Source organism: Sinomicrobium weinanense (assembly GCF_018863395.1).
GTDB classification, from domain to species: Bacteria; Bacteroidota; Bacteroidia; order Flavobacteriales; family Flavobacteriaceae; genus Sinomicrobium; species Sinomicrobium weinanense.
In genome coordinates this window covers 642,393-660,187 of sequence record NZ_JAHKRR010000002.1, presented here as the reverse complement: position 1 = coordinate 660,187, position 17,795 = coordinate 642,393, and the positions used below count along the sequence as shown (strand labels likewise).

The following is a 17,795-nucleotide window of genomic DNA, read 5'->3' as shown; positions in this document are numbered from 1 at the left end:
ATACCCCTGGTAATGCAGCTATCGACCCGACAGCGGTAATGCTCGCGGATATGCCGACGCAGGGAACTGCAGACGTAGATCCGGCGACCGGAATGGTAACCTATACCCCGGATGCCGGTTTCGAAGGCGACGATACCTTTACCTATACGATGAAAGACGAAGACGGTTACACCAGCAATGTAGCTACGGTAACCGTGACAGTTGGCGGGAACAACGGCGGCCTGATGGCCAATGACGATAGTGCGGTAACACCTCTGGATACTCCGGTAGACATAGACATTCTTGCCAATGATGTGGCAGGTAACGCCGCTATCGACCCTGCAACGGTAACTATAATGAGCCAGCCCGGCAACGGTATGGCAGAAGTAGACCCCGTAAGCGGAGTGGCGACGTATACGCCCGATACCGGATTCGAAGGCGAAGACAGTTTCACCTACACGGTAAAAGACGACGATGGTTATACCACCAATGAAGCCACGGTAACCATAACCGTAGGCGGAAACAACGGCGGCCTGATGGCGAATGACGATGAAGCCAGTACGCCTGTAGATATACCGGTAACCATTCCTGTGCTGGATAATGATGTAGCGGGCAACGCTCCGATCGATCCTGCAACGGTAACTATAGGTACAGCACCTGCAAATGGTACACCAGTTGTGAATCCTGATGGTACGGTAGAATATACACCAAATACCGGTTATGAGGGCGAAGACAGCTTTACTTATACGGTGAAAGACGACGAAGGCTATATCTCCAATGAGGCTACGGTAACAATAACCATAGGCGGAGATAACGGTGGTCTGATGGCGAATGACGATAGTGCGGTAACGCCTTTGGATACCCCGGTAGACATAGACATTCTTGCCAATGATGTGGCAGGTAACGCCGCTATCGACCCTGCAACGGTAACTATAATGAGCCAGCCCGGCGACGGTATGGCAGAAGTAGACCCCGTAAGCGGAGTTGCGACGTATACGCCCGATACCGGATTTACAGGAGAGGATACCTTTACCTACACGGTAAAAGACGACGATGGCTATACCACCAATGAAGCCACGGTAACCATAACCGTAGGCGGAAACAACGGTGGCCTGATGGCGAATGACGATAGTGCGGTAACGCCTTTGGATACTCCGGTAGACATAGACATTCTTGCCAATGATGTGGCAGGTAACGCCGCTATCGACCCTGCAACGGTAACTATAATGAGCCAGGCCGGCGACGGTATGGCAGAAGTAGACCCCGTAAGTGGAGTGGCGACGTATACGCCCGATGCCGGATTTACAGGAGAGGATACCTTTACCTACACGGTAAAAGACGACGATGGCTATACCACCAATGAAGCCACGGTAACCATAACCGTAGGCGGAAACAACGGTGGCCTGATGGCGAATGACGATAGTGCGGTAACGCCTTTGGATACTCCGGTAGACATAGACATTCTTGCCAATGATGAAGCCGGAAATGTACCGATCGATCCGACAACGGTGACTATAATGAGCCAGGCCGGCGACGGTATGGCAGAAGTAGACCCCGTAAGCGGAGTTGCGACGTATACGCCCGATGCCGGATTTACAGGAGAGGATACCTTTACCTACACGGTAAAAGACGACGATGGTTATACCACCAATGAAGCCACGGTAACCATAATCGTAGGCGGAAATAACGGAGGCCTGATGGCCAATGATGATAGTGTAACTACACTTGTAGATACTCCGGTGGATATAGATGTAGTTGCGAATGACCAGGCAGGTAATGCCGATATCGATCCGGTCACTGTTGCCCTGGTGGATCTTCCGGAAAATGGTACAGCAAATGTATACGATAATACAGGTGTGGTAGAGTATGTGCCTAATGCCGGATTTATAGGAGAAGATACCTTCACCTATACAGTCGATGATGAAGATGGATATACTTCCAATGTGGCTACAGTAACTATTACTATAGATCCGGAACCAACTGGTCCGATCGCTAATGACGATGCAGCTCACGTAAATCCCAACAGTTTTGTGACAATTGCTGTATTGGATAACGATGCAGAAGGCAGTGCTCCGATCGATCCGGCTACTGTAGAAGAAGTTACAGGACCGGAGAATGGGGGAATAGCAATAAATGATGACGGAACAGTGGATTATATCCCGGATGCCGGCTTCATAGGGGAGGACAGTTTCCAGTACACCGTAAAGGATGAAGAAGGAAGGGTTTCAAATGTGGCTACGGTTACTGTAGATGTAACTACAGATTCCGACCTGGCCATAAGTATCACAGTAGACGAATTGCAACCGGCTATAGACAGTAATGTAGAGTTTACCATTACGGTAACCAACGACGGTGACCAGGTGTTCTCCAATATTATTGTAGATGAAGCCCTGCCTTCCGGATATGAGTTTGTCAGGGGAGAGTCTCCAGACGGGGATTACGATGACCTGACAGAAAAATGGACCATTGGTCACATAGACGCAGAAGGAACGGCAACCCTGACAATAATAGCCAAAGTAGTTGCCGTGGCAGGAGCAGATTACCTGAATGTAGTAACCATTGCAGAATCATCTCCGGCTGACGTGAATCCGGATAATAACACTGCACAGATCGCTGTAGAACCGTTATTGCTGGTTGTGTATAATGAGTTCTCTCCGAACGGAGACGGGTTTAATGACACCTTTGTCATAGATGGCATACAACTCTATCCCAACAATACAATACAAGTATACAACCGTTATGGAAACCTGGTGTTCAAAACTTCAGGATATAATAACGATTGGGAGGGTATTGCCAATAAGAGCGGCGCTATTAAGAAAAATGATAAACTTCCGGTAGGAACTTACTTCTATGTGATGGATACCGGAACAGGAATAAGAAAAAGCGGATGGCTCTACATCGCCAGATAAAGCAGATTAAAGAGGGATGGCCCCATCCCTCTTTAATTACATTAAACCCATATAAAACAGATAAAATATAAGCAGATGAAAAGTATAACAGTCAAAAAAAGCAATTGCATTTTGTTTATATGTATGCTTGCTATGATCACGGTGAAGGCACAGCAGGATCCTGAATATACACAATACATGTATAACATGATGAGCTTTAACCCTGCCTATACCGGATCAGTAGGGACCCTAGAAGCAAACCTGTTACATCGTTCGCAATGGACCGGCCTGGACGGAGCTCCGCAAACCCAGTCTTTTAGTGTGCACTCTCCATTGAGAAACGAAAAGGTGGGGTTGGGTTTTAATGCCGCACATGACAAACTGGGGCCTTCACGTGAAGTATTCCTCGATGGAAATTTTTCCTATACCATACAAACAGGCTATTTTTCCAAATTGGCCTTTGGGGTCAAAGCCGGGGTCAGTATACTTGATGTAGATTGGACCAAGGGAAGGCATAAGGATGAAGACCCCGTATTTGCTGAAAATGTCAACAAAACCCATTTTATAGCCGGTGCCGGCGCATTCTATTATACCGATAAGTGGTATATAGGCTTTTCCGTGCCCAGCTTCCTGCGTTATGACTATTACGACGACAGGGAAAGTGGAGGAGTACTGTCAGACAGGCTTCACTATTTTATTACCGGTGGTTACGTGTTTGAACTTTCACCAACATTGATGTTCAAGCCGGCTACCATGGTGAAAATAGTGAGAGGAGCCCCCGTATCCGTAGACATTTCTGCCAATTTCATGATACAGGAAAGATTTACACTGGGAGCCTCTTACCGGTGGGACGACTCTGTAAGTGCACTGGCCGGTTTTCAGATATCTCCAAGCTTTTTCATAGGATATGCATACGATTATACAACTACCGACTTTAACCGTTATAATGACGGAACACATGAGATTATCCTGAGGTATCAGATGCCATTCAGATCCAGCCGTATAAAATCCCCGAGATTTTTCTAAAACGATTCATCATGAGAAGAAAGATATTATATACCCTTGGTTTTATATGTTGTGCCACCGTGGTTTTTGCACAGCAACCGAAGAAAGCAGACCGGTTGTTTCGCGACTTGGCCTATATAGAAGCGGCTAAAGCGTATGAAGCCTACCTGGAAAGAGAAAGCTCGCCTTCTGTGGAAACTTTGGGTAATGTGGCCGATTCTTATTATTTTGTCAGTAATGACTCAAGTGCGGTCAGGTATTATAAAAAAGTGTACGAATTGCAAAAGGACGCCATGTCCGAAACACACTTCCACCGCTATATCCAGGCATTGAGAGGTACACGGGATTATGAGGGGGCCGATAAATTGATGAAAACATACCTGAAGCGAAAAGGGGATGAAAATGAAATATCCAGGTATGCTCGGGAGAAAAGCTATCTGGACAGCCTTGAACAAACAGAATCCCTTTTCACAGTATACGACTTGGAAAGCAATACACCCAGATCTGATTTCGGAGCTACCTTCTATGGAGATAAAGTTGTGTTTTCTTCAACCAGAAAAAAGAGCTACACCCTCTACGTATGGAACCAGCAACCCTTCCTGGATCTTTATATGGGCGAACGGAATGCCACCGACGGGGAATTGTTTAATGTAGATCTGTTCCTTTCCAATATCCGTTCAAAATATCATGATGCTACTATTACCTTTTCTCCCGACCTTTCCAGCATATACTATACGACCAATATCTTAAAGAACAAGAATAAATTGGTCAAGGACGATTCCGGAACCAATAACTTTCATATTATCAAGGGAACCATCGAGGACGGTAAGATCATAAAAACAGAAAGCCTTCCTTTTAACAGTGTGGATTATTCCGTAGGACACCCCTGTATGAGCCCGGACGGAAAATGGTTGTTCTTTGTTTCTGATATGCCTGGCGGATATGGCGATACTGATATATACGTTGCGGAAATGTCCGAAGACGGCAGTGTAGTGTCCGAACCACAGAATCTAGGGCCCGTTATCAATACCGGTGGCAAGGAAATGTTCCCTTACTTCAGGGAAGGAATATTGTATTTCTCTTCCGACGGTCATTACGGCCTGGGCCGGTTGGATGTTTTTAAAAGCGAACAAAAGGAAGAAGGTAAACCCGAATTTGGAGAACCGAAAAACCTGGGCAATCCGGTGAACAGCAATAAAGACGATTTCTCCTTTGTTATAGATTCTACGGAAACCCACGGTTATTTCTCCTCTAACAGGCTCGAAGGCATGGGAGACGATGATATCTATTATTATACGAAGGAAAAAGAACCTTGTGACCAGTTGGTATCCGGTAAGGTGACCAATAAGAACACCAAACTGGCGCTGGAAGGAGCTACGGTCAAAGTATTTGATGAATTCGGTGATCTCGTAACCCAGACCACAACCGGGGCAGACGGGATGTATGAAGTAGAAGTGCCCTGTGAGAATACCTATAAATTCCAAGCCTCAAAACCGAATTATACGACCGAAGAACGCGAAGTGATCACCACAGAAGAAAACGGAGACAAAATAACCGATATCAACTTTGAACTGACCAATTTCGACGACCTGATCGTAAAAGAGGACAACCAGGAAAAAATAGATGTAAACCCTATTTACTTTGAGTTCGATAAGGCAGATATAACCCCCCAGGCCGCAGAAGAACTCGATAAGGTGATTTATGTAATGAACCAGTTCTCCGACGTGAAAATAAAAATAGAATCGCATGCCGATTGCAGAGGAAATGCAAAATACAACCGTGGACTGACCGACAGAAGGGCCAAATCGACGCAGAAATATATCCTGGATGTCGGGAAGATCGATTCATCACGGATAGAAAGCGCCGTTGGTTATGGAGAAGACCGTCCCAAAATTGTGTGTGAAACCTGTAGTCTGTGTACCGAAGAACAACACTCCGAAAACCGGAGGTCAGATTTTATTATCATAGAGAAGTGATATCATAATCGATAAATAATTTTCCTAATCTACGTTTGTAAAAGATGATGTGTTGTGGTCAATACATCATCTTTTTTATATTAATCCAAACTACCCCTATGCACCCGGAATTAGAAAAAAAAGCAGTAGTTGTACTGTGTGTTCTTGTAATCCTCGCTTTCCTGTGTGGCTTTGATAGCCTCCGGGCGCAGCAGGCACAGGAACGGGTGTATGCCGATACGGAAGATCATGGAAGCAGTTTCCTGACCGGAAATGTATCTGATGCCGGTAATGCGGTTGACGGAAATATAGGAACAAAGGCCAATCTTAGCGTTAACATTGCTGGAACTGCATGGATAAGAATGAATTTCCTTGATGTCCCCCCGACCGGAAAACCGGTGCATATCAAATTCGGAAATAATATGGGGCTCTTAAATGTAGCTTCCGGGGTTAGCATTCAGGCATACAGAAACGGAGTTGTTGTTGGTGAGGAAAAGGGTATGGGAGGTTTGCTATCCCTGCTCAACGGGGCTTTTGTAAATGAGATAATATTTGTGCCATCAGACGAAAACGGAGTACCTGTGGCTTATGACGCTGTCAGGATCACTTTGACAGGATTAGTGAGCCTGGGACTGAATCTTGATGTGTATTATGCTTACTATTTGCAGGATTTCGTTAATGATATTGTCTGTAATTCGCCTGTCGAGGTTCTGTATGGCTCTACCAGCGGATTAGTGGGAGGACTGAATACCATTGAAGATCCGCAGAATGCCATTGACGGTAACGTATCGACAAATAGTATCCTTCGTTCAAATATCAGCGTCACAGACAAGACCTTTATCAAGACCTTATACAATACATCCTCACAGCCGGGAGATTCGGTCCGGGTAGTTTTTAAGAACCCGGGAGGAGGGCTTCTGGACGCTTCCCTGCTGGCCAGTAGCTTTACCATAAGAACATACCATAACGATATGGATAACGGGGTCCTGGCTCTGGACGAGAACCTGTTGTCCCTGTCTCTCCTGCCCGGAAGCAGTGATTTACAGGTGTTGACCTACCCGGTAGATGTAGCCTTTAACCGTATAGAGGTAAGTGTAGGAGAGGGGCTTTTAAATGCATTGAGCAGCCTCCATGTATATGAAATGGAAAGAATACCTACAGCTCCGGACCTGATAAATGATATGGTCTATACCTGTTTTGGCGAAGAAGCCACCCTGCAGGTAGATCAGCCCTTAATAAATGCTACTTACTACTGGTATACGACCGCCACGGGAGGATCTCCTGTTTTTTCCGGTATCTCGTATACGCCCGATTTTACTGTTTCCGGAACCCATTATTTCTATGTGTCGGAAACCAGGCCCGGGTGTACGGACGAATCCGGACGCACCCCTGTACAGGTCGTTGTACATCCGTATTACAGTAATCCTGATATCAGCATAGAAAATACGACCAATTAATATCCAATAACAACCTAAAACCAATTAAAATGAAACGATTTGAAAAACTCCTGAAAAACGGTCTTGTTACCCTGTTCTTAGTTTGCTCCGTCCCGGCATTTGCCCAGATTGTGGCGCCGTCACCTGTCACACCCATCGGTATCCCGGGGGATCTTACCGTGGGTAGTATTACCAACAATACCTTACCCGTGACTACAATAAACGATGCGGTATTGTTCTATAACCCTGCAACTTCCGGCCCTTCGCTTACCCTGACAGCCAGTCTGGATGATGGCCTGGGAAATACCTTTACCGCCTATCAATGGCATACCATCATCACTACTGATGGTACGACCGAAACGGAAAATCTTATCACAGGGGAAGCCACACAGAACCTGACCCTGACCCAACTCACCCCCGGATATCATAAATACCGGGTTTACGGGCTTGTGGACGATGGCAGTGTAATCTGTCAGTCCGGAGATTTTGAGGATATTATTCTTTTTGTACTGTCACCGCTTACCGTGGAAACCACCTTTAATGCTAACGGTAACCCGCTGGCATACTGTTCTACAGATGTGCCGGCAACACCGATAGAGTTGTCCGTGACCTCCCTGAATGTGGATTATACGGCCAATACCAACGGGTATCCCAACCCGGACGGGAATGATTTTGAAGTAACCTATACATGGTTCGCCGTAAAGGATGCTGATACTGCCAATCCCATTGACCTGGCTACTTCTGCGGATACTTATGCCGTTACCCTTACCGATCCCGGAACCTATACTTTTTATGTAGAAGTGGAATATGTTGTAAAAGATAAAGGGAGCAGGGATTATGTAACCTATACAACTACGGTGCAGGATGGTGCTGCTGACCTTCAGATTGTGGTATCCCCGACGCCGGGAGCACCGACAATTACTATCGGTACTGTAACGGATTAATTGTATATCCGGACAATCTCTTCAAAAATTATACGGGGAAACCGGGCAGTACAGTTGCCCGTTACCATCCCGTTTACGGGAGTTATCTCCTTTGTTCAATATGATGCGGATCAGGAAACTCTTTTTTATTTTCCTCTGTTTCTGGCAATACGCCGGTGCGCAGGGAAACGATGAAATCATTGTAATCCCGCCGGGGAGTACGGTGAACCTGCATGCTTCTTCCCGGGGAGCTTTCTACTACCAGTGGTTCCGGAACGGGGAAGCCGTGAATGATGCTACCGGGGACACCTATGCTGTAGTCCTGGAAGGGATATATACGGTGGTCTCTTTTAATGTTGACGGATGTAGCTCTGAAATCTCCAATGAGGTTGAAGTCCGGTTTTCGGATGATTCATCTCCTCCTCCCGACGGGGAAAGCGATCAGTATTTCTGTATGCTCTACCATCCTGTTATTGCCGATATAAAGGTTACCGGGATTAATATCACCTGGTATGATGCTCCCCGGGAAGGTCATGTGCTCCCGGGGAACCACCCCCTGGAAGAAGGGGTTACCTATTATGCCTCGCAATCTCCGGAGGCAGGCGGGAACGAAAGTGGAGAACGGCTGGCCGTAACCGTATTCCCGGATGTGTGTCCGGACCTGGCCGTTACCAAGGAGGTGGACGATCCCAGGCCTCTGATAGACCGGCCGGTTAATTTTACGGTCAGGGTGGCGAATAAAACCCCCATTGCTATACGGGATATTGTTATTGTCGACCGGCTGCCGTCCGGGTATGCCTATATTTCGCACTGGTCGGATAAGGGAACATATAATGCTTCCTCGGGTACCTGGGTCATTCCGGTTCTGCCCGGCGATGAGACCGGGGAGTTACAGGTCAGGGCAACCGTGCTTTTCCGTGAGGATTATGTAAATGTAGCCCGGCTCAGTACTTCCGATCCCCGGGATACCGATGAAACCAACAACCGTGCAGAAGCAGCTACATCTCCCCGGTGTCTCACCGTGTACAACCTATTCTCACCTAATGAAGACGGTAATAATGATACTTTCCGTATCGATTGTATAGAAAACTATCCGGAGAACCAGCTCCGGGTGTATAACCGTTACGGTAATCTCGTGTTTAAACAAAAAGGATACGACAATTCCTGGAAAGGGAGTTCCAATATAAAAAACACCATAAGCCGTAACGGGATGCTTCCCGTAGGAACCTACTATTATGTACTGGATCTGGGAGACGGGAGTAAACCGGTCTCCGGGTGGTTGTATATCATGAGGTAAGGCAGCCCGGAAGCCGGGTGGATTAAGGCTGAAAGTACGCGGGATGGGTTTCCCGATACGCAGGATGCAGACCAAAGCACAGAGGGGCGAAACAGACCCCCCGTGCCCTTTTATTGTTATGCGGGAGGTGGGTTAACAAGTGCCGTACTTTGAAATGGTTTCGATAGGGAATAGAATTGTGTAGCAGTGAAACAAGATTATTATGGGAGAGAAGGGTTAGCAAATGTTGCACTTTGAAAAGGTTTCGTTAAGGAATAAACTTGTTATATGGAGAAACAAGGTTGTTACAAGGCAGAAGAACCCCGTGCCCGTGTATAATAAACCGGACAGAGACGTGAGGCATTCAAGTGAAACCAACCATAAATCATAAATCTAATATCTCATGTCTTGAAGTCTGCTTTGTACATGCCTTCGGGATAGTTGTATGTTTATACGGGGTGTAGGCTCTTTCGGCGAACCGGGCCAAAAAAGTAAAACCGATTTACTATGACGGCTGGCACGGGTTTTGTATTTTTGAACCCTTGTTGAAACAGAACAAAAGGAACATATGCAGGAAGAAAGAGTTATATTGGTAAACGAAAAAGACGAGCCACAAGGGTTGATGCCCAAAATGGAAGCCCATGAAAAAGGACTATTGCACCGTGCGTTCTCTGTCTTCGTGATGAACGACAAGGGACAGACCATGATACAGCAGAGGGCAAAGAGCAAATACCATTCCCCGGGATTGTGGACCAATACCTGTTGTAGTCATCAAAGAGAAGGGGAGTCCTCCGTCAATGCCGGAAAAAGAAGGCTGATGGAAGAAATGGGATTTACTACCGATCTCGAAGAGATCTTCTCCTTTGTTTATAAAGCACCTTTTGACAACGGGCTCACGGAACACGAATTCGACCATGTGCTTATAGGAAAGTACAATAAAGAGCCCCAACCCAATCCCGACGAAGTAGTAGACTGGAAATGGGTATATCCGGAAGAAGTGAAAAAAGATATGGAACAAAGCCCGGAGTTATACACAGCGTGGTTTAAGATCATTTTCAACAAATTTTACGATCACTTAATGCAAAACGCATCATAATGAAGGTCACGGTAAGCAGAAAAGCTCACTTCAATGCCGCCCACAGGTTGCATAACCCCGAATGGAGCGAAGAAAAGAACAGGGTGGTCTACGGCAAATGTAACAGCCCCAACTATCATGGGCACAATTACGGGCTCACCGTGAGTGTTACCGGTAAAATTGATCCGGAAACCGGCTTTGTCATGGATATTAAGGACCTGAAAGAGCTTATAGAAAAAGAAATAGAAAACGCTTTTGACCATAAGAACCTCAACCTAGACGTTCCCGAATTTAAAGACCTTAACCCCACAGCAGAGAACATCGCAGTGACCATATGGAATAAGTTACGATCGCACATAAATCCCACTCACGACCTCGAAGTTACTCTTTACGAGACCCCTCGTAATTTTGTGACCTACAAGGGAGATTGAAAAAGAGAAAGCCCCCTGAGGGGGGACAGGGGGGGAATCGTTCGGCAAGCACATACCCGAAGCAAAAACAATAAAAAACATAAAAGCAACAAATATGAAGTCCTATCCGATAAAATTTATCCCCATTCTTAAAGAACGCCTTTGGGGAGGTACCAAGTTAAAAGATGTCCTCGAAAAGGATATAGATAATGACATTACCGGAGAAAGCTGGGAACTTTCAGCCGTAAAAGGCGATGTATCTGTTGTAGCGAACGGAGAATACAAAGGAAAAGGCCTCCAGGAGCTTATAGATACCTATGGAGCGGAGCTCCTCGGTAAAAGTGTTGCAGAACGTTTTGGCACGGAATTTCCTATTCTCATCAAGTTTATCGATGCCAAACAAGACCTTTCCATCCAGTTGCACCCCAATGACGAACTGGCCAGGGAAAGGCACAATTCTTTCGGGAAGACAGAAATGTGGTATATCATGCAGGCGGACGAAGGCTCAGAACTTATTGTTGGCTTTAACAAGAACGTCACCAAGGAAGAATATACCGGGAACCTCGAAAAAAATACCCTGACCGATATTCTTAATTATGAAAAAGTAAAAGAAGGAGATACCTTCTTTATCAACACCGGAAAAGTGCACGCCATCGGAGCAGGGATACTTTTGGCAGAGATACAGCAAACCTCCGATATTACTTACAGGATCTACGATTTTAACCGTAAGGACAAGAACGGCAATACCCGGGAACTTCATACCGATCTGGCATTGGATGCCATAGACTATGAAAAGAAAGACGACTTTAAGGTAAAGTATACCCGGGAGAAAAATGTACCCAATACCATGGTAGAGTGCCCTTATTTCACTACCAATTATATAGATGTCGAAGGGCACCTGGAACACCGTATAGCTGCCAGGGATTCTTTCAGTATATACATGTGTGTGGACGGAGAAGCCGAAATAGCGACCGGGGAAGGAAAGGAAAAAATACAAAAAGGAGAGACCATATTGATCCCTGCCGGGACCGACATTGTTAACCTAATAGCTGATAAAGCCAAACTATTGGAGGTTTATATCGGGTAAATTGCTTTAAAAAATCTAAATTTGCAAAAAATAATAAATCATGGCAAGTATTAAGGAACTGAAGAAAGAGATCAATTCCGTTCTGGGAGATATCATTGAGGCGGTATACATATGGGAAGCCGCAACGGAAAACAACAACTCCAAAGAAGGGAATGCGATCATTGATGAAGCTATAGAAACTTTTGACGATCTGGTAGCCAAAATAAATGATCGAAGTGTGGAAAACCGAAAGGCTCATTTAAAGACAGTTAACAGGGAATTGGAAGAAAAAGCCAATCAGCTGATCGAAAAAGTGAATAAGCTGTCTTAAATTTTTTTAAAAAAAGATTGGCAGAAAATAAAATCCATTTTATATTTGCTGCCGCTTTTAAGGCGTAGATGAGGCCGGCATAGCTCAGTTGGCCAGAGCACGTGATTTGTAATCTCGGGGTCGTGGGTTCGAATCCCTCTGCCGGCTCAAAAGACAAGCCCTCCAGGAATGGAGGGTTTTTTTATTCAGCAAATTTTACTCTGGTTTAGCCCAGAGGGATGAGAAGTTTACCCTGAGCCTTTCAATTGTACTCGGGATAAACTAAAATAGAGGAACTGGCCTGGTGCTCGTTTATAACGAGTGCCTACCTTTGACCAGCAAAAAACGGATCAATCCGAAAAAATCTTTATATCCCCGCCGAAATGGCTTCTGTATCCGGAAATACAGACTCATTTTCGGAAAAATCCAGGGTTTCCGCTTCCCGGATATACTTTATAGTGTCTTCGATCCCTTTGTCCAGTCTCAGTTGCGTCGAAAATTTTCGGCTGGCGGCCAGTACCAGCCCGCCTTTTGATAATCTGAAAAAAAACTTGCCTGAAGCCGTACTTTTCTTTGTAAACGTAAATGCTTCAATATGATCTCTGATAGCGTTTATGATCTGTTCGCAATCCGACTTTTGTTTACAACTGATACTGGTAAGCACAGGTTTGCCTTTTCTGGATGTAAACACAAATTGATAACTTCCGTTAGGTCGCTTGCTGATGACGAACATTCCCATAACTGATCTTCAGGTTTTAATTTTTTCGTTTCTTTTCCTTGTTTTTTCAGGGACGCAAATCTAAAATAAAATGAGATGATTCCAAGCCTGTTTACAGGGTTCATAAGATGTCAGGAATGTTTGGTTAATACTTGATTCTTGAGGTTAAGCTGCTTACATCCGGGAACCGGCGGTAAAAAAATCAGGAGTGCCTCTATGAATTCCTCCCTGTAATGACCGGTACTGGCGCTCGTTTATAACGAGTGCCCTTTTTTTCCATCTTTTCCCATATTTTTGCAGTACAAGAATAACGCTCTATGTATAAAACGCTCATCCGTCCCATACTTTTTCAGTTCGATCCGGAAAAGGTGCATCATTTTACTTTTGCTTTCATCAAGGCCGCAAACAAAATACCGGGTATCTCCGCTTTGATAAGGCGTATGTATACCGTTAACGATCCCCGCCTGGAACGCGAAGTACTCGGGTTGAAATTTAAGAACCCCGTAGGCCTTGCAGCCGGGTTTGACAAAGATGCGAGGTTGTTTAATGAACTTTCCGGTTTTGGTTTCGGCTTTATCGAGATAGGGACACTGACTCCGAAACCTCAGCCCGGAAACCCGCGCAAGAGGTTGTTCCGGCTAAAGGAAGACACAGCCATTGTAAACCGTATGGGGTTTAATAACGGCGGAGTGGAAGAGGCTGTAAAGCGTTTAAAAAAACCTTCGGCTTCGCTCAGGGCAAGGGGAATTCTGATAGGGGGCAATATCGGAAAAAACAAGGTAACCCCTAATGAAAATGCAACAGACGATTACAGGAAGTGTTTTGAAGCGCTCCACAGTCATGTAGATTATTTTGTAGTGAATGTCAGTTCACCCAACACTCCGAACCTGAGAGCGCTCCAGGATAAAGAACCCCTGACAAAACTTTTGAGCGGGCTGCAAAACCACAAACTGCAGACAGCAAACCACAAGCCCATAATGTTGAAGATCGCGCCGGACCTTACCGAGGGGCAACTACGCGATATTGTACGGATCGTAAAAGACACCGGGATAGCCGGGATCATAGCCACCAACACTACCATATCCAGGGAAGGGCTCGCCTCTCCGGTAAAAAAAGAAACAGGCGGCCTTAGTGGAAAACCGCTGAAAGACCGCTCCACTGAAGTGATCCGGTTCCTGCATAGGGAAAGTGGGGGAAGTTTTCCCATTATCGGGGTCGGAGGTGTCCATTCCCCGGAAGACGCCCTGGAAAAACTGGAGGCCGGAGCCAGTCTCGTACAGGTTTATACCGGATTCATATACGAAGGCCCCGGGCTGGTGAAACGGATAAACAAGGCGCTCCTTGATCGGTGATCAGTATTCGATGGTCGGTATCGGTACGAAATAATCTTCGCCTTAAACCTTGAACTTTGAACCTTACATCCAATCAACCCCTTCCCGAGCCAATGATAATACCGTCCAAAATGTTTACATTTGAATAAAATAAAGATATATGCAAAAACATGTTATTTTTGATATGGATGGGGTCCTGGTGGACAGCGAACCTATTCATATGCAAATACTGGGCGAAGTGCTGAATAAAATGGGAGTGACCCTTACCCGGGAATACCACTTTTCTCTGGTGGGCATGGGTGCCCTGATGATATGGGACAAATTAAAAAAGGATTTTAGCCTGGAAGGAAACCCCGCAGACCTTCTCGACGCTCATAAAGCCCATTTTTTCCGGGTTATCGGCGACAGGGAAATTCCGCTCACCGATGGTATTACCGACCTGCTCAGCCGCTTAAAAGATGCTGGCTATAATCTCTCCCTGGGATCGTCTTCTCCGGTGAAGCTCATCGATATCTTTATGGAAAAGGTCAGTCTCAGGAAATATTTCGATTATATGGTCAGCAGTGAACATGTGGCCAACGGAAAACCCTTTCCCGATATTTTTCTGAAAATATCTGAACTGTATACTATTTCGCCCGATAATTTTGTGGTGATCGAAGACAGCAGAAATGGAGTTAAGGCTGCCAAAGCTGCCGGAATGCAATGTATAGGATACAGGAACGCAAATTCCGGTAACCAGGACCTGTCTGCTGCCGACCTCATTATAAGTGATTTCGGCGAACTCCCCACCGAAAAAATAGATATGCTCTATTGCCTTAATGAATAAGATCAAACTCATAGAATGTCCCAGGGATGCCATGCAGGGTATCAAGGCGTTTATACCTACTGAAAAGAAAGTAGCGTATATTCAGTCTTTGCTCCGTGTGGGGTTCGACACCATAGACTTTGGCAGCTTTGTCTCTCCCAAGGCCATACCCCAAATGGCAGATACGGCAAAAGTGTTGAGCGGACTGGACCTTTCGGAAACCAGAAGCAAATTGCTGGCCATTGTGGCCAATGTAAGAGGCGCACAGGATGCTTCGGTGCACCCCGAAATTCAATATCTGGGCTATCCTTTTTCCATATCCGAAAATTTCCAGATGCGGAACACCCACAAGACCATTGCAGAATCTACGGGGATCCTCCGGGAAATACTGAATATAGCCGACAAGACGGGTAAGGAAGTGGTAGCCTATCTGTCTATGGGCTTCGGAAATCCGTATGGCGACCCGTGGAATGTGGAAATAGTGGGGGAGTGGACGGAAAAACTTTCGGCCATGGGTGTAAAAATACTGTCGTTGTCCGATACCGTAGGCAGTTCCACTCCGGAGGTCATCCGTTATTTGTTTGGCCACCTTATTCCTGCCTATCCGGAAATAGAGTTCGGCGCACACCTGCATACCACACCATCGTCCTGGCATGAAAAGATAGATGCTGCCTATGCATCCGGATGCCGGAGGTTTGATGGTGCCATACAAGGATTCGGCGGCTGTCCCATGGCCAAGGACGAACTGACCGGGAATATGCCTACGGAAAAAATGATCTCTTATTTTACCACCGAAAAAGCAGATACCGGGCTGTCCGCTATGAGTTTTGAAAGTGCTTATAACGAAGCGACAAAGATCTTCGGGGCATATTTTTAAGAGATGATCGTACTGCGACCGGGAGAAGATAAACTAAATAGTAAAAAATAACCACTAATCTCTAAAATTGACGTATATTTGCGTGCAACTAATTTATAAGTTGCGCCATGAAAGCTCATAGTTCAAAAATTGTAGGAGAAGGGTTGACGTATGATGATGTCCTTCTCGTTCCGGCCTATTCGGAAGTCTTACCCAGAGAGGTCAATATTCAAACCAAATTTACCAGAAACATAACGATCAATGTGCCCATTGTCTCGGCGGCGATGGATACCGTTACCGAATCGGCCATGGCTATTGCGATAGCCAGGGAAGGAGGTATAGGTGTGCTGCACAAGAATATGACAATCAAGGATCAGGCCCTGGAAGTGCGTAGGGTAAAACGTGCTGAAAGCGGTATGATCATAGATCCTGTAACCCTGCCGCTCACCGCCAGGGTGGCCGATGCCAAGAAAAATATGGCCGAGCACAGCATTGGAGGGATCCCTATTGTGGATGAAGGTGGCTTCCTCAAAGGAATTGTAACCAACCGGGACCTGCGTTTCGAAAAGAACAATAACAGGCCCATCATTGAAGTTATGACGGCTGAAAACCTCGTTACCGCCGGCGAAGGAACATCCCTGGGGGATGCCGAAGAGATTTTGCAGGAAAACAAGATAGAAAAATTACCGGTGGTCAATGGCGAAAACAAACTGGTAGGCCTTATTACTTTCCGGGATATTACCAAACTCACACAAAAACCCATTGCCAATAAAGACAAGTACGGAAGGCTCAGGGTAGCTGCGGCCATAGGTGTTACAGGCGATGCGGTAGAACGTGCCGAGGCCCTGGTGAATGCCGGGATCGATGCCATCATCATAGATACGGCTCACGGCCATACCCGGGGTGTGGTGAGTATCCTGAAAGAAGTGAAGAAAGCATTTCCGGAACTGGATGTGATTGTAGGGAACATTGCAACAGGCGAAGCAGCCAGATATCTGGTTGAAAACGGGGCAGATGCCGTAAAAGTAGGGATAGGCCCTGGATCTATCTGTACCACCAGGGTTGTGGCAGGAGTAGGATTTCCGCAATTTTCTGCCGTACTCGAAGTAGCTGCAGCCATAAAAGGATCGGGTATTCCCGTAATAGCCGACGGAGGTGTCCGTTATACGGGAGATATTCCCAAAGCCATCGCAGCAGGAGCAGATAGTGTAATGCTCGGTTCCCTGCTGGCAGGGACCAAAGAGTCTCCCGGAGAGACCATCATTTATGAAGGACGGAAGTTCAAGAGCTACCGGGGAATGGGGTCCGTAGAAGCGATGAAACAGGGAAGCAAGGACCGTTATTTCCAGGATGTTGAAGACGATATAAAGAAGCTGGTGCCCGAAGGTATTGTGGGCCGCGTGCCATATAAAGGCGAACTCGTGGAAAGCATGCATCAGTTCATCGGTGGACTCCGCGCAGGTATGGGGTATTGTGGAGCAAAAGATATTGAAACACTCAAAGAGAACGGTCGTTTTGTGAAAATTACCGCGTCCGGGATCAATGAGAGCCATCCCCACGATGTAGCCATTACCAAGGAAGCACCGAATTACAGCAGGAGATAGTCGTAGTTGCAGGTTGCGGGTTACAGGTTTTTAACAACGGACAACCTGCAACCTGTAACTTATAACCACCAACTACATAAATCTTTGTTAAACGTCAAATCTCTCACTTGCGATATTTTACCGAATTATTATTTTTGTTAGCCCTCGAATAAGACCCG

The 17,795-nt window shown here is 46.1% G+C and carries 15 protein-coding genes and 1 tRNA gene; 15 read left to right on the top strand and 1 reads right to left on the bottom strand.

Annotated elements, in window-relative coordinates:
* The 11 genes from KN811_RS08365 to KN811_RS08315 all read left to right on the top strand — a co-directional run.
* Nucleotides 1-2,888: Ig-like domain-containing protein (locus tag KN811_RS08365; RefSeq protein ID WP_216334771.1), on the top strand; the 2,888-nt coding region annotated here is incomplete at its 5' end.
* Between the two features lie 75 nt (nucleotides 2,889-2,963).
* Nucleotides 2,964-3,893: a PorP/SprF family type IX secretion system membrane protein gene (locus tag KN811_RS08360; RefSeq protein WP_187967760.1), complete on the top strand. Its 930-nt coding sequence runs from the start codon at nucleotides 2,964-2,966 to the stop codon at nucleotides 3,891-3,893.
* 11 nt (nucleotides 3,894-3,904) lie between these two features.
* Nucleotides 3,905-5,848: an OmpA family protein gene (locus KN811_RS08355; protein WP_216334769.1), complete on the top strand. Its 1,944-nt coding sequence runs from the start codon at nucleotides 3,905-3,907 to the stop codon at nucleotides 5,846-5,848.
* Between the two features lie 98 nt (nucleotides 5,849-5,946).
* The gene (locus KN811_RS08350; RefSeq protein WP_216334767.1) at nucleotides 5,947-7,284 is read left to right on the top strand and encodes an immunoglobulin domain-containing protein; all 1,338 of its coding nucleotides are present in this window, start codon (nucleotides 5,947-5,949) and stop codon (nucleotides 7,282-7,284) included.
* 29 nt (nucleotides 7,285-7,313) lie between these two features.
* Complete coding sequence (locus tag KN811_RS08345; RefSeq protein ID WP_187966490.1) at nucleotides 7,314-8,207, top strand: hypothetical protein; 894 nt, start codon at nucleotides 7,314-7,316, stop codon at nucleotides 8,205-8,207.
* Between the two features lie 100 nt (nucleotides 8,208-8,307).
* A complete protein-coding gene (locus tag KN811_RS08340; protein ID WP_187966491.1) occupies nucleotides 8,308-9,483 on the top strand; it encodes a T9SS type B sorting domain-containing protein in 1,176 nt (391 codons plus the stop codon).
* A gap of 547 nt (nucleotides 9,484-10,030) precedes the next feature.
* On the top strand, nucleotides 10,031-10,558 hold the full coding sequence (gene idi / locus KN811_RS08335) for an isopentenyl-diphosphate Delta-isomerase (protein ID WP_187966492.1): 528 nt from the start codon (nucleotides 10,031-10,033) through the stop codon (nucleotides 10,556-10,558).
* Nucleotides 10,558-10,968 (top strand): 6-pyruvoyl trahydropterin synthase family protein, encoded by a 411-nt coding sequence (locus tag KN811_RS08330; protein WP_187966493.1) that lies wholly within the window; start codon nucleotides 10,558-10,560, stop codon nucleotides 10,966-10,968. The genes idi and KN811_RS08330 overlap by 1 nt, the downstream gene beginning before the upstream one ends.
* A gap of 94 nt (nucleotides 10,969-11,062) precedes the next feature.
* Nucleotides 11,063-12,034 (top strand): type I phosphomannose isomerase catalytic subunit, encoded by a 972-nt coding sequence (locus KN811_RS08325; RefSeq protein ID WP_187966494.1) that lies wholly within the window; start codon nucleotides 11,063-11,065, stop codon nucleotides 12,032-12,034.
* Between the two features lie 40 nt (nucleotides 12,035-12,074).
* A complete protein-coding gene (locus tag KN811_RS08320) occupies nucleotides 12,075-12,344 on the top strand; it encodes a hypothetical protein (RefSeq protein WP_187966495.1) in 270 nt (89 codons plus the stop codon).
* A gap of 73 nt (nucleotides 12,345-12,417) precedes the next feature.
* Nucleotides 12,418-12,491, top strand: a tRNA-Thr gene (locus tag KN811_RS08315).
* A gap of 199 nt (nucleotides 12,492-12,690) precedes the next feature.
* On the opposite strand, the gene KN811_RS08310 is transcribed toward KN811_RS08315, so the two are convergent.
* Entirely contained in the window at nucleotides 12,691-13,062 is a 372-nt protein-coding gene (locus KN811_RS08310) for a DUF1508 domain-containing protein (RefSeq protein WP_187966496.1), read from the bottom strand.
* Between the two features lie 296 nt (nucleotides 13,063-13,358).
* Here KN811_RS08310 and KN811_RS08305 point away from each other — a divergent pair, with 296 nt between their 5' ends.
* The 4 genes from KN811_RS08305 to guaB all read left to right on the top strand — a co-directional run bounded on the left by KN811_RS08305 (nucleotide 13,359) and on the right by guaB (nucleotide 17,637).
* On the top strand, nucleotides 13,359-14,393 hold the full coding sequence (locus tag KN811_RS08305) for a quinone-dependent dihydroorotate dehydrogenase (protein WP_187966497.1): 1,035 nt from the start codon (nucleotides 13,359-13,361) through the stop codon (nucleotides 14,391-14,393).
* A 139-nt stretch (nucleotides 14,394-14,532) separates the two neighbouring features.
* Entirely contained in the window at nucleotides 14,533-15,198 is a 666-nt protein-coding gene (locus KN811_RS08300; protein WP_187966498.1) for an HAD family hydrolase, read from the top strand.
* Nucleotides 15,191-16,054: a hydroxymethylglutaryl-CoA lyase gene (locus tag KN811_RS08295; RefSeq protein ID WP_187966499.1), complete on the top strand. Its 864-nt coding sequence runs from the start codon at nucleotides 15,191-15,193 to the stop codon at nucleotides 16,052-16,054. The genes KN811_RS08300 and KN811_RS08295 overlap by 8 nt, the downstream gene beginning before the upstream one ends.
* 107 nt (nucleotides 16,055-16,161) lie before the next feature.
* Entirely contained in the window at nucleotides 16,162-17,637 is a 1,476-nt protein-coding gene (guaB, locus tag KN811_RS08290) for an IMP dehydrogenase (RefSeq protein WP_187966500.1), read from the top strand.
* Nucleotides 17,638-17,795 lie beyond the last annotated feature (158 nt).